The organism is Citrobacter sp. C6_1 (assembly GCF_014596835.2).
Lineage (GTDB): Bacteria > Pseudomonadota > Gammaproteobacteria > Enterobacterales > Enterobacteriaceae > Citrobacter > Citrobacter pasteurii.
This window is the reverse complement of sequence record NZ_CP115031.1, coordinates 2,859,215-2,872,028: the sequence shown is the minus strand read 5'-3', so window position 1 is coordinate 2,872,028 and position 12,814 is coordinate 2,859,215. Positions and strand designations below refer to the sequence as shown.

Below are 12,814 nucleotides of genomic sequence, written 5' to 3'. Positions count from 1 at the left end.
CCAGTTGCTCATAAATTAACACGCTCAAGCCATTAATTCTTAAGGCGGGTGGATAAAACTTGAGCCTGCTTTAAAATTAACCGTTTTAATTTGCGACAGGGAAAGCATTGGTGCAGCCTGGGCTGGCATCGCGCTGCTGAAATCCCTATAATTGCCGCGTTTGGCGTTTCGACGCCGCCCTTCCTTACATCCAGGTTAATCAGGTCGCTAAATTTATGACTGATCAGTCCCATCAGTGCGTCATTATCGGCATTGCCGGCGCATCGGCTTCCGGCAAGAGTCTTATTGCCAGTACCCTTTATCGCGAATTGCGTGAACAAGTCGGTGACGAACATATTGGCGTTATTCCCGAAGACAGCTATTACAAGGATCAAAGCCATCTGTCGATGGAAGAACGCGTAAAAACGAACTACGACCATCCGAACGCGATGGATCACAGTTTGTTGTTTCAGCATCTGCAAACACTTAAACGCGGTTCCGCCATTGAATTGCCCGTTTATAGCTATGTTGAACACACGCGCACACAAGAAACTATTCATATTGAACCCAAGAAAGTCATTATTCTGGAAGGCATTTTGTTGCTGACGGATGCGCGTTTGCGTGATGAAATGAACTTCTCTATTTTTGTTGATACGCCGTTGGATATTTGCCTGATGCGCCGTATCAAGCGGGATGTGAATGAACGTGGCCGTTCAATGGATTCGGTGATGGCGCAATACCAAAAAACCGTACGTCCGATGTTCCTGCAATTTATTGAGCCTTCAAAACAATACGCCGATATTATCGTGCCTCGCGGGGGTAAAAACCGCATTGCTATCGATATTCTGAAGGCGAAAATCAGTCAGTTCTTTGAATAAGTTCAGCGAATTGTGTACCGTTCAGTGATAACCTGGTTCACCCTTAACGCGCCTGGCATTAAGGGGTTGAAGCACGAAAGGAGAAAGTGCCATGCGTTTATGTGACCGAGATATTGAAGCCTGGTTGGATGAAGGTCGTCTGTCGATCAATCCCCGTCCTCCTGTCGAGCGTATCAATGGCGCAACGGTAGATGTGCGTCTTGGTAACAAATTTCGTACGTTCCGCGGTCATACGGCGGCGTATATCGATTTGAGCGGACCGAAGGATGAGGTCAGCGCCGCGCTTGACCGCGTAATGAGTGATGAAATTGTCCTCAAAGACGGCGAGGCGTTTTTCCTGCATCCGGGTGAATTAGCGCTGGCGGTAACTTTCGAATCCGTTACGCTGCCTTCCGACCTTGTTGGCTGGTTAGACGGCCGTTCTTCGCTGGCACGTCTGGGCCTGATGGTACATGTTACGGCACACCGTATTGATCCGGGTTGGTCGGGGTGCATCGTCCTGGAATTTTACAACTCAGGAAAATTACCGTTGGCTCTGCGCCCCGGTATGCCGATTGGTGCACTGAGCTTCGAACCGCTTTCCGGTCCGGCAGCGCGACCTTACAACCGTCGCCAGGATGCGAAGTATCGCGATCAGCAGGGCGCGGTAGCCAGCCGGATCGATAAAGACTGAGTGTTTTTCAGTCCATTGGGGATAGCATGAGACGATTTCTGACGACGCTGATGATTCTTCTGGTCGTGCTGGTGGCCGGTTTCTCTGCGTTAGTATTGTTGGTGAATCCGAATGATTTCCGCGCATACATGGTGAAGCAAGTTGCTGCGCGTAGCGGATATCAACTGCAGTTAGATGGTCCTCTGCGCTGGCACGTATGGCCCCAGTTGAGCATTCTCTCCGGGCGCATGGTGCTAACGGCCGAAGGTGCCAGCGAACCTCTGGTTCGTGCCGACAATATGCGTCTGGACGTCGCCTTGTGGCCGTTGTTGAGTCACCAACTCAGCGTAAAGCAAGTCATGCTCAAAGGCGCGGTGATTCAACTCATACCTGAAACCGAGGCTGTGCGCGGAGTCGATGCTCCTGTTGCGCCAAAAGATAATACACTGCCGGATCTGGCAGAAGATCGTGGATGGTCGTTTGATATCGCTCGCCTGCGTGTGGCTGACAGCGTTCTGGTATTCCAGCATGAAGACGATGAACAGATAACGGTTCGTGATATTCACCTGAATATGGAACAGGATGCCCAGCATCGCGGAACGTTCGATTTCACCGGCCGCGTTAACCGCGACCAGCGCGACCTGACGTTGTCCATCAGCGGCGCTGTCGATGCGTCTGACTATCCGCATGATTTAGTCGCCAATATTGAGCAGCTGAGCTGGCAGGTACAGGGCGCTGACTTGCCGCCGCAGGGGATCCGCGGCCAGGGTCAACTGCAGGCTCGATGGCAGGAAGAGAAAAAACAGCTCAACTTTACGCAGATTAACTTAACTGCCAATGACAGTTCACTCGCCGGGCAAGCTCAGGTGACGCTGGCGGAGAAACCCGCATGGGACGTCGATCTGAAATTCGGCCAGCTCAATCTGGATAACCTGATCGTACGGCATGACGCTCTGGCGGCGACAGATACCGGGGCACAGCAGAGTCAGAGCCAGCCGACGCTGGCGCGACCGGTCATTACCTCGCAGGTTGATGCCGTCTCTTATCAGGGGCTGAAAGGATTTTCCGCCAATATTGCACTTCAGGCGGATAAAGTTCTCTGGCGGAAAATGGCATTTGATAATGTTTCTGCAAAAATCGTCAACCAGGCTGGCTTGTTGAATATCAATGAGTTGCAGGGGAAAAGTGACGGTGGATTGATCTCACTTCCAGGCTCGCTGGATGCCAGAAAAGGCTCACCACGGGCAGTCTTTCACCCGCGGCTGGAAGGCGTAGAAATTGGCACTATCCTGAAAGCCTTTGACTATCCGATTGCCCTTACTGGCAAACTGTCACTGGCTGGCGATTTTTCGGGCTCTGACATTGATGCGCAGGCATTTCGTCACAGCTGGCAGGGACAGGCCAATCTTGAGATGAGCAGCACGCGTATGGAAGGCATGAACTTCCAGCAACTGGTACAACAGGCGGTTGAACGTAGCGGCGGTGATGCAGGCTCACAACAGGATTTGGATAATACGACGCGGCTGGATCGCTTTGTGACCGATCTGACGCTGGATAACGGCAAGGTTACGCTGGATAACATGGAAGGGCAGTCTGCCATGCTGGCGCTTTCGGGTAAGGGCACGTTAGACCTGGTTGAGCAAAATTGTGATACTCAGTTTAACGTGCGCGTGCTGGGCGGATGGAATGGGGAAAGCAAATTGATCGATTTCCTTAAAGCGACCCCGGTTCCACTCAGGGTCTATGGCAAGTGGCAGTCGTTAAACTATAACCTGCAGGTGGACCAACTCTTGCGTAAGCATATGCAGGATGAAGCGAAACGCCGGTTGAACGACTGGGCCGATCGCAATAAAGACTCTCGCAACGGCAAAGACGTTAAAAAGCTGCTGGATAAACTTTGAACCCTGGTGCCGGATGGCGGCTTCAGCCCCATCCGGCATGTTGCTTATACCTCGTAATCCATCTCTTCTTCACTGCGCAGTGGTATCAACTGGACTTTCTGCACTCGATGGTTTTCTACTTGCAAGGTTTTCAGCAAATAGTCGCCAACCTGTACTTCCTCTCCGGTTTTCGGGATACGTTGCAAATACTCCATTAACAGCCCGGCAATGGTGTGATACTCACGTTTCTCATCTAATGGGAGCGGGACATACTGCACCAGGTCTTCCAGCGGCATATGGCCGTTTGCCGTCCACGACCCATCGGCATTTTTCTGAATATCATGACGAGCGTCGATCTCTTCGACTTCATTTGGCAAGTTACCCGCGATGGTTTCCATCACGTCGCTCAGCGTCACAATTCCTTCCACCGAACCAAACTCATCGGCCACAAAAGCGAAGTGTGTACGGGCATTACGGAACTGCTCCAGCGCCGGAAGAAGCGGCAGGGTTTCCGGGAATACCAACGGCTGGCGAAGTAAGACGCGCAAATCGAGCGGTTCGCCACGCAGCGACTGTTGCAGAAGGTCAATCACATGCACCACACCGAGCAGTTCTTCCTGTTCATCTTCTCCGGTTACGACCAGACGCGTATGCTGGTTTTTCTCCAGTAGTGTGCGAATTTCTGTTTCCGGTGCATTGAGATCAATATGCTCGATATCATGGCGTGACGTCATGATGCTGCTGACGGTTCGCTGATTAAGGTTCAGTACGCGCTCAATCATCCGCCGTTCTTGTGGTGCAAAAATCTGGCCTTCATGATGATCCGCCAACATGGCGGCAGTTTCGGCATCCAGCTCGGCATCTTCTTTTTGACCGCTTATCAGGCGCATCACCGCCTCGGCGGTACGCTGGCGTAACGTGTGGTTAGCCGACAGGAAACGACGACGGTTAAAAATAGCCAACTGGTTCAGGGCTTCTATCATGACCGAGAAGCCGATAGCCGCGTACAGATAGCCTTTCGGTATGCGAAAACCAAAGCCTTCCGCGACCAGGCTGAAACCAATCATCAGCAGAAAGCTCAGGCACAGAATAACAATAGTTGGGTGGCTGTTAACAAAGCGGGTCAATGATTTACTGGCCAGCATCATCAGGCTGATGGCAATAATCACCGCCGCCATCATGACCGCCAGATGATCAACCATACCAACAGCGGTGATCACCGAGTCCAGAGAGAAAATGGCATCCAGTACCACAATTTGCGCGACCACGCCCCAAAATTTCGCACCCCGACGTTGGGTGGGATTGTCGCTGTCTTTGCCTTCCAGCCTTTCGTTAAGCTCCATCGTCGCTTTGAACAGCAGGAAGAAGCCGCCAAATAGCATGATCAGGTCACGGGCACTGAAGCTGAAGTCCCGAATGCTGAACAGCGGTGTGGTCAGCGTCACCAGCCATGATATTGACGCCAGCAGCAGCAGGCGCATAACCATTGCCAATAGTAGCCCGGTAATACGCGCTTTATCCCGCTGCGATGGCGGAAGTTTCTCCGCGAGGATGGCAATAAAAACAAGATTATCAATGCCAAGAACGAGTTCTATCACGATTAGCGTGACGAGCCCGGCCCAGATTGACGGATCGGCAATCCATTCCATAGTAAATGCTATACCCATAGTTATATGACAATTGTCACAATTCGATCATGGGTAAAACCGACGAAAAATGCAATGGCGAGAAGGGATTTCTCTGCCCTTTATATCAGGACAGGGGCGAGAGAATAGTCTGAGGGTAACTGCAAGAAATGGCTTTATTTATGCAGTTATATTTAGGAAATATCGCAGGCTGGATATTTATATATTAACATTGTCAACATCAATAAAATCCTAAAAATATACATGTCTCACGCTTAATATTAATCTTAAAAGGCTACGTTTCAGGGCTCGGTATCTTGCCTGCTATTCGGTTAGCTGCAACAATTCTTCCCGTAATAATCAAAAGAGAAATATGTTGCCAGTATCGCACCATGCTATTACTGATGGGCAGGCGCCATGAATATGATGATAACTGCGAGGATGGGAAAAATATAAATTAATCAGTGCATTGGTAGCTAATAAAGCCAGGGGCGGTAGCGTGCCTGGTCGCCTGATGATAAACCTAAATTATTCTATCAAGAGACTGCAGATGAATTCATTTTTTTAGGACTGATGCCAGTTAAATTTCTATTCAATTAACGGCAAGGTAAATGCAAACAGGCGTAATGGCTATTTAAAACGCACGTGATAATTACTCTGCCAAAGTGATAAATAATCAATGATGAAATCCAAACTTAAATTGATACCAGTATTGGTGTCGGTAATATTGATCAACGGTTGTACCGTGCTTCCGGGCAGCAATATGTCTACCATGGGCAAAGATGTGATTAAGCAGCAGGATGCCGATTTTGATATCAACCGGATGGTGAATGTTTATCCGCTTACCCCAAGACTGGTTGAACAATTGCGTCCGCGACCGAATGTTGCTCAACCTAATATGTCGCTGGATCAGGAGATCTCCGGGTACCAGTACCGGGTCGGACCCGGCGATGTCCTGAATGTCACCGTCTGGGATCATCCCGAACTCACCACGCCTGCGGGACAGTATCGTAGCTCAAGCGATACGGGTAACTGGGTGCAACCTGACGGCACCATGTTTTATCCCTACATTGGCAAAGTTAGCGTGGTGGGGAAAACGTTGGCAGAAATTCGTAGTGATATTACCGGGCGCTTAGCGAAGTACATCGCAGACCCGCAGGTGGACGTTAATATCGCCGCTTTCCGCTCGCAGAAGGCTTACGTCTCCGGGCAGGTGAACAAATCCGGCCAGCAGGCCATCACCAACGTGCCGCTTACCATTCTCGATGCCATTAACGCTGCAGGCGGTCTTACCGAAGCGGCTGATTGGCGCAACGTTGTACTGACGCATAAAGGCCAGGAGCAACGCATTTCACTGCAAGCGCTGATGCAAAATGGCGACCTGAGCCAGAACCGCCTGCTCTATCCTGGCGACATCCTGTTTGTTCCGCGTAATGACGACCTGAAAGTGTTCGTGATGGGGGAAGTGAAAAAACAGAGCACCCTCAAGATGGACTTCAGCGGTATGACACTCACCGAAGCGCTGGGTAATGCGGAGGGCATTGACCTGACCACCTCCAATGCCAGCGGCATCTTTGTTATTCGTCCATTAAAAGGCGAGGGTGGGCATAACGGCAAGATAGCCAATATCTACCAGCTGGATATGTCTGATGCGACATCGCTGGTGATGGCGACTTCTTTCCGACTTCAGCCTTACGATGTGGTGTATGTCACGACCGCGCCGGTTGCTCGCTGGAACCGTTTGATCAATCAGTTGCTGCCGACCATTAGCGGTGTTCGTTATATGACGGATACGGCCAGCGACCTTCACAACTGGTAATCGCCATGTTTAACAAAATCTTAGTTGTCTGCGTGGGGAACATTTGCCGCTCTCCAACGGCAGAGCGCTTGTTAAGGCAATTCCATCCGGCGTTGACGGTGTCTTCCGCTGGCCTCGGCGCGCTGGTAGGTAAGGGTGCCGATCCATGCGCCATCAGCGTGGCGCAGGCACATAACCTGTCACTGGAGAATCATTGTGCGCGGCAGATCTCGGGACGAATGTGCCGGGAGTTTGACCTGATCCTGACCATGGAAAAACGTCATATTACGGCGTTGTGTGAAATGGTACCGGAGATGCGTGGCAAAGTGATGTTGTTCGGCCATTGGGACAGCGAACGCGAAATTCCCGATCCGTATCGTAAAAGTCGTGACGCGTTTGACGCGGTGTACGCCTTACTTGAACGGTCTGCCCGCCAATGGGCTCAGGCACTGAATACGGAGCAGGGAAAACAATGACAGAAAAAGAAAAACAGTCTGCAACGTCAGTAACAGGCAACGATGAAATCGATATCGGACGTCTGGTGGGGACCGTAGCCGAAGCACGTTGGTGGGTACTGGGCATAACCGCCGCATTTGCGCTGTGTGCGGCGGTCTACACCCTGTTTGTCACGCCGATCTACAGTGCCGATGCGTTGGTACAAATTGAGCAAAACACCGGCAGCTCGTTAGTCCAGGATATTGGCTCGGCGTTATCCAACAAGCCACCTGCTTCTGAAGCGGAAATTCAGCTTATTCAGTCACGACGGGTATTGGGCAAAACGGTAGCCGATCTCAATCTGGATATTTCCGTCACCAAAGATTCATTTCCTCTTTTTGGTGCCGGCTGGGACCGTCTGATGGGCCGCCAGAATGAAACGGTCAATATGACGACTTTCACCTTGCCAACGTCAATGAATGAACAGACCTTCACGTTGAGCGTACTGAACGACAAAAGTTATCAACTGGTGAGTGACGGCGGTTTTAGCGCGCGTGGTCAGGTTGGGCAGTTACTGAACCATGACGGTGTAACGATGATGGTTGAGGCGATTCATGCCAGTCCGGGTAGCGAATTTACCGTCAGTAAGTTCTCTACGCTTGGCACGATCAACAATCTGCAAAATAACCTGATGGTGACGGAAACAGGTAAAGATACCGGGGTGCTGAGTCTGACTTTCACGGGGGAAGATCGTGAACAAATCCGCCAGATCCTCGACAGTATTACCCGCAACTATCTGCAACAAAACGTGGAGCGTAAATCTGAAGAGGCCGCTAAAAGCCTGGCGTTTCTGGCAAAACAATTACCGGAGGTGCGCAACCGTCTGGACGTTGCCGAAAACAAGCTGAATGCATTTCGTCAGGATAAAGACTCCGTCGATTTACCTCTGGAGGCCAAAGCGGTGCTGGACTCGATGGTTAATATTGATGCTCAGTTAAATGAACTGACCTTTAAAGAAGCTGAAATCTCCAAACTGTTCACCAAAGCGCACCCGGCGTACCGCACGTTGCTGGAAAAACGCCAGGCGCTGGAAGATGAAAAAAACAAGCTGAACGGGCGTGTGACGGCGATGCCGAAAACGCAGCAGGAAATTGTCCGCCTGACGCGTGACGTGGAGTCCGGCCAGCAGGTCTATATGCAACTGCTGAATAAACAGCAGGAGCTGAAGATCACGGAAGCCAGTACGGTTGGCGATGTGCGCATTGTCGATCCCGCCATTGCCCAGCCCGGTGTCCTGAAACCGAAAACGGCGCTGATTATTCTCGGCAGTATCCTTCTTGGCTTGATGCTTTCAGTGGTTGGCGTGCTGCTGCGGTCGCTGTTCAATCGCGGTATTGAAAGCCCGCAGGTGCTTGAAGAGCACGGCATCAGCGTGTATGCCAGCATTCCCCTGTCAGAATGGCAAAAAGCCCGTGATAACGTGCAGACCATTAAAGGCGTTAAGCGCTATAAGCAGAGCCAGTTGTTGGCGGTGGGTAATCCGACTGACCTGGCAATAGAAGCGGTGCGCAGCCTGCGTACCAGCCTGCACTTCGCCATGATGCAATCACGTAATAATGTGCTGATGCTGACCGGGGTCAGCCCGTCGATCGGCAAAACGTTTGTCTGTGCCAACCTGGCTGCGGTTATCAGTCAGACCGACAAGCGCGTGCTGCTAATCGACTGTGATATGCGTAAAGGCTATACCCATGAGCTGCTCGGGACCAATAACGTCAACGGTCTGTCTGAGATCCTTAGCGGCAAGGGGGACATTCTCTCCTGCGCAAAACCGACTTCAATTGCACATTTTGACCTGGTCCCTCGCGGGCAGGTTCCCCCTAATCCTTCAGAACTGCTGATGAGCGAACGCTTTGGCGAGCTGATGACCTGGGCCAGTGCGAACTATGACCTGGTGCTGATCGATACGCCGCCAATACTGGCCGTGACCGATGCGGCTATCGTTGGTCGTCACGTCGGAACCACGCTGATGGTGGCGCGTTACGCGGTCAACACGCTGAAAGAGGTGGAAACCAGTCTGAGTCGTTTCGGGCAAAACGGAATTCAGGTGAAAGGGGTGATCCTCAACTCCATTTTCCGGCGCGCCAGCGGGTATCAGGATTACGGTTACTACGAATACGAATACACGTCGGATTCGAAATAGATAACTAACAGCAACGCATATCGAATGTAGGCCTGATAAGCGTAGCGCCATCTGGCAACTTTATCTGGGACAAAAAAATGACGACAGACAACCCGCTAATTTCTATTTATATGCCCACCTGGAACCGCCAGCAGTTGGCTATCCGGGCGATTAAATCGGTGCTGCGCCAGGACTATAGCCACTGGGAAATGATCATTGTCGATGATTGCTCTGCCGAGTATGAGCAACTGCAACAGTTTGTTGAGGCGTTAAACGATCCACGCGTGAGCTATACGCATAACGAGATGAACTCCGGCGCGTGCGCGGTACGCAATCAGGCCATCATGCAGGCCAGTGGGCAGTACATTACGGGGATTGATGATGACGATGAGTGGACGCCGAATCGCCTGAGCTCATTCCTTCAGTCTCGTCATCAACTGGTAACGCATGCTTTTCTATACGCTGATGATTATGTCTGTGAAGGTGAGGTTTATTCACAGCCAGCCAGTCTGCCGCTGTATCCAAAATCGATGTACTCACGCCGCCGATTTTATAAACGCAATATCATTGGTAATCAGGTCTTTAGCTGGGCCTGGCGTTTCAAAGCATGCCTGTTTGATACGACGTTAAAAGCCGCGCAGGATTATGACATTTTTCTGCGCATGGTGGTGGCCTACGGTAAACCCTGGAAGGTAAAAGAGGCGACGCAGATCCTGCATGTGAATCACGGCGAGATGCGCATTACTTCATCCCCACATAAGTTCTCCGGTTACTTCCAGTTCTATCGCAAGCACAAAGGTAAATTTGACCGGGCGAGTAAAAAATATCAGCTGTTTACCCTTTATCAGATCCGTAACAAGCGGATGAACTGGCGCACATTGCTGACGTTGCTTTCCATCCGTAACGGTAAGCGTCTGGCTGACGGTCTGCGAGGACGTTAAGTATGCTGGGTCAACATGTGAGAGCAAAGGTAATGCCATGAATATTCTGCAATTTAATGTTCGACTTGCCGAAGGCGGGGCGGCAGGGGTAGCGCTGGATTTACACCTGCGCGCGCTGGAAAAAGGATGGGCGTCGCGGTTTGTATACGGTTATGGCAAAGGAGGCAAGAGAAGCGCCAGTCACGGGAATTATCCGCACGTGATTAAACATGCGCCGCGTTTGACGTCGGCGGCGAATATTGCGCTGTTTCGCCTCGCAAACCGCGATCTGTTTGGCAACCTCGACAGTATGTATCGCACAATCATCCGCACCGCGGGCCCGCTGGTTCTGCATTTCCATGTGCTGCATAGTTACTGGCTGAACCTCGAAGAGGTAGTGGCGTTTTGCCAAAAGGTGAAGACACATAAGCCCGATATCACCTTTGTGTGGACGTTGCACGATCACTGGAGTGTTACCGGACGTTGCGCCTTTACCGATGGCTGCGAAGGCTGGAAAACGGGTTGCCAGAAATGCCCAACGTTAAGCAACTATCCCCCGGTTAACGTTGATAAAGCACATCAGCAACTGCCCGGAAAACGTCAAATGTTTCGCACGATGCTGGCGCTTGGCTGCCAGTTTATCTCGCCCAGTCAACATGTGGCGGAAGCATTTAACAGCCTGTACGGTGCCGGGTGTTGTCACATCATCAATAACGGTATCGATGTGGCGACGGAAGCGATTCTTGCTGACTTGCCGGTTCAGCATGAGCCACCGGGCAGACCGAAAATTGCCGTGGTGGCCCACGATTTGCGCTATGACGGCAAAACCAGCCAGCAACTGGTTCAGGCGCTTATCGCGCTCGGTGACAAAATAGAGCTGCATACCTTCGGTAAGTTTTCCCCGTTTGCCGGAGCAAACGTCATCAACCATGGGTTTGAAAGTGACAAACGAACCTTGCTGGGGTCGCTAAATCAGATGGATGGGCTGGTGTTCAGTTCGCGGGTTGATAACTATCCGCTAATCTTGTGCGAAGCGCTTTCTATCGGTGTACCGGTAATCGCCACGCACAGTGAGGCGGCACAGGAAGTGCTGGCAAAATCAGGCGGCAAAACATTCAGTGAAGCGGATGTTCTGCATCTGGTACAACTGAAAAAATCAGAAATTGCACAGGCGGTATTTGACACCACGCTGGCTACCTTTAGCCAGCAGAGCCGGACAGCATACAGCGGACAACAGATGCTGGAGGAATATGTCTCGTACTATCAGGGTCTGTAGCTATCTGGTGTTGCCGCTGCTGTATCTGCTGGTTAACGTCAAGCTTGCGCAACTGGGTGAAAGTTTCCCTGTCACCGTTGTCACTTTTTTACCGCTGTTGCTACTGCTGTTTGTCGACCGTATCAATATTAAAAAGCTGTTGATTGCGTTGGGAGTGGGTGGGGGGCTGACGGTGTTTAACTACCTGTTTGGCCAATCGCTGGATGCCAGCAAGTATGTAACATCCGCCATGTTGTTTATCTATACCGTGATCATTATTGGCATGGTGTGGAGCATTCGCTTCAAAACCATTTCGCCACATAACTATCCTAAGATTTTGCGTTTATTCTGGCTGGTGGTGGGGTTAGTGGTCGGTCTGGCGGCCGTTGAAATGACACAGATCATTCTCAGCGGTGGTAGCAGTATAATGGAAGCTATTTCGAAATATCTTATTTACAGCAATAGCTATGTGCTGAACTTTATTAAATTTGGTGGAAAACGTACCACTGCACTCTATTTTGAACCTGCATTTTTCGCTCTGGCGTTAATCTCAATTTGGCTCAGCATCAAACAGTTTGGTATCAAAACGCCCAGGACCGATGCTATGATTCTGACAGGGGTGATATTGTCAGGATCGTTTTCAGGGGTAATGACATTTATTTTGTTTTACCTGCTGGAGTGGGCATTTCAGTATCTGAATAAGGATGCGATAAAAAAGAAGTTACCCTTGGCGATTATCTCACTGAGTGTGTTTATGGTGGGCGTGATATTTGCCTTCCCCTACATCGCGACGCGTCTTGGTGATTTAGGTACTGAAGGCTCTTCATCTTATTATCGCATAGTAGGACCGTTGGTCATGGTTGGATATTCATTACTGAATGTCGACGGTGTAGTGAGATTTGGCTCACTTTATGAATATGTTGCATCATTCGGAATCTTTAACGGTGCAGATGTAGGTAAAACGATAGACAATGGTTTGTATCTGTTAATTATCTATTTTTCGTGGTTCGCCGTAATATTATCCCTGTGGTACATGGGGAAAGTAACGAAAATGATGATGAATGCGTTTGGTGATAATCAGAATTATCGGGTGCAGCTTTATCTTTTTACACCGTTGTCGTTGTTTTTCACCGGTTCAGTATTTAGTCCGGAATACGCATTTTTAATCGTATGTCCGTTTATTTTGCGCAAGGCGCTGAATATCGCGAGGTAA

10 protein-coding genes are annotated in these 12,814 nt (G+C 50.5%); 9 read left to right on the top strand and 1 reads right to left on the bottom strand.

Annotated elements, in window-relative coordinates:
• Positions 1–215: 215 nt before the first annotated feature.
• The 3 genes from udk to asmA all read left to right on the top strand — a co-directional run bounded on the left by udk (position 216) and on the right by asmA (position 3,410).
• Complete coding sequence (gene udk, locus IB196_RS14010) at positions 216–857, top strand: uridine kinase (protein ID WP_005128328.1); 642 nt, start codon at positions 216–218, stop codon at positions 855–857.
• 91 nt (positions 858–948) lie between these two features.
• Positions 949–1,530 (top strand): dCTP deaminase, encoded by a 582-nt coding sequence (gene dcd, locus IB196_RS14005; RefSeq protein WP_003036774.1) that lies wholly within the window; start codon positions 949–951, stop codon positions 1,528–1,530.
• 26 nt (positions 1,531–1,556) lie between these two features.
• Positions 1,557–3,410, top strand: a complete 1,854-nt coding sequence (asmA, locus tag IB196_RS14000; RefSeq protein ID WP_149691690.1) for an outer membrane assembly protein AsmA — start codon at positions 1,557–1,559, stop codon at positions 3,408–3,410.
• A 44-nt stretch (positions 3,411–3,454) separates the two neighbouring features.
• Here the strand turns inward: asmA and IB196_RS13995 are convergent, their stop codons facing one another.
• Positions 3,455–5,038, bottom strand: a complete 1,584-nt coding sequence (locus tag IB196_RS13995; RefSeq protein ID WP_040231876.1) for a TerC family protein — start codon at positions 5,036–5,038, stop codon at positions 3,455–3,457.
• A gap of 655 nt (positions 5,039–5,693) precedes the next feature.
• Here IB196_RS13995 and IB196_RS13990 point away from each other — a divergent pair.
• From IB196_RS13990 to wcaD, 6 genes are all read left to right on the top strand, one after another.
• On the top strand, positions 5,694–6,833 hold the full coding sequence (locus IB196_RS13990) for a polysaccharide export protein (RefSeq protein ID WP_040231878.1): 1,140 nt from the start codon (positions 5,694–5,696) through the stop codon (positions 6,831–6,833).
• Between the two features lie 5 nt (positions 6,834–6,838).
• A complete protein-coding gene (gene wzb / locus IB196_RS13985) occupies positions 6,839–7,288 on the top strand; it encodes a low molecular weight protein-tyrosine-phosphatase Wzb (RefSeq protein WP_040231880.1) in 450 nt (149 codons plus the stop codon).
• The gene (gene wzc / locus IB196_RS13980) at positions 7,285–9,447 is read left to right on the top strand and encodes a tyrosine-protein kinase Wzc (RefSeq protein ID WP_040231881.1); all 2,163 of its coding nucleotides are present in this window, start codon (positions 7,285–7,287) and stop codon (positions 9,445–9,447) included. The genes wzb and wzc overlap by 4 nt, the downstream gene beginning before the upstream one ends.
• Before the next feature lie 77 nt (positions 9,448–9,524).
• Positions 9,525–10,367, top strand: coding sequence for a colanic acid biosynthesis glycosyltransferase WcaA (gene wcaA / locus IB196_RS13975; RefSeq protein WP_005128312.1), 843 nt, complete (start codon positions 9,525–9,527; stop codon positions 10,365–10,367).
• A gap of 37 nt (positions 10,368–10,404) precedes the next feature.
• A complete protein-coding gene (wcaC, locus tag IB196_RS13970) occupies positions 10,405–11,622 on the top strand; it encodes a colanic acid biosynthesis glycosyltransferase WcaC (protein WP_005128311.1) in 1,218 nt (405 codons plus the stop codon).
• Positions 11,597–12,814 carry a colanic acid polymerase WcaD gene (gene wcaD, locus IB196_RS13965; RefSeq protein ID WP_040231882.1) on the top strand — a complete coding sequence of 406 codons (1,218 nt, stop codon included), beginning with the start codon at positions 11,597–11,599 and terminating at the stop codon, positions 12,812–12,814. The genes wcaC and wcaD overlap by 26 nt, the downstream gene beginning before the upstream one ends.

Coding starts and splice junctions, on each gene's coding strand:
- udk (WP_005128328.1), top strand. CDS start 216: ATGACTGATCAGTCCCATCAGTGCGTCATTATCGGCATTGCCGGCGCA.
- dcd (WP_003036774.1), top strand. CDS start 949: ATGCGTTTATGTGACCGAGATATTGAAGCCTGGTTGGATGAAGGTCGT.
- asmA (WP_149691690.1), top strand. CDS start 1,557: ATGAGACGATTTCTGACGACGCTGATGATTCTTCTGGTCGTGCTGGTG.
- IB196_RS13995 (WP_040231876.1), bottom strand. CDS start 5,038: ATGGAATGGATTGCCGATCCGTCAATCTGGGCCGGGCTCGTCACGCTA.
- IB196_RS13990 (WP_040231878.1), top strand. CDS start 5,694: ATGATGAAATCCAAACTTAAATTGATACCAGTATTGGTGTCGGTAATA.
- wzb (WP_040231880.1), top strand. CDS start 6,839: ATGTTTAACAAAATCTTAGTTGTCTGCGTGGGGAACATTTGCCGCTCT.
- wzc (WP_040231881.1), top strand. CDS start 7,285: ATGACAGAAAAAGAAAAACAGTCTGCAACGTCAGTAACAGGCAACGAT.
- wcaA (WP_005128312.1), top strand. CDS start 9,525: ATGACGACAGACAACCCGCTAATTTCTATTTATATGCCCACCTGGAAC.
- wcaC (WP_005128311.1), top strand. CDS start 10,405: ATGAATATTCTGCAATTTAATGTTCGACTTGCCGAAGGCGGGGCGGCA.
- wcaD (WP_040231882.1), top strand. CDS start 11,597: ATGTCTCGTACTATCAGGGTCTGTAGCTATCTGGTGTTGCCGCTGCTG.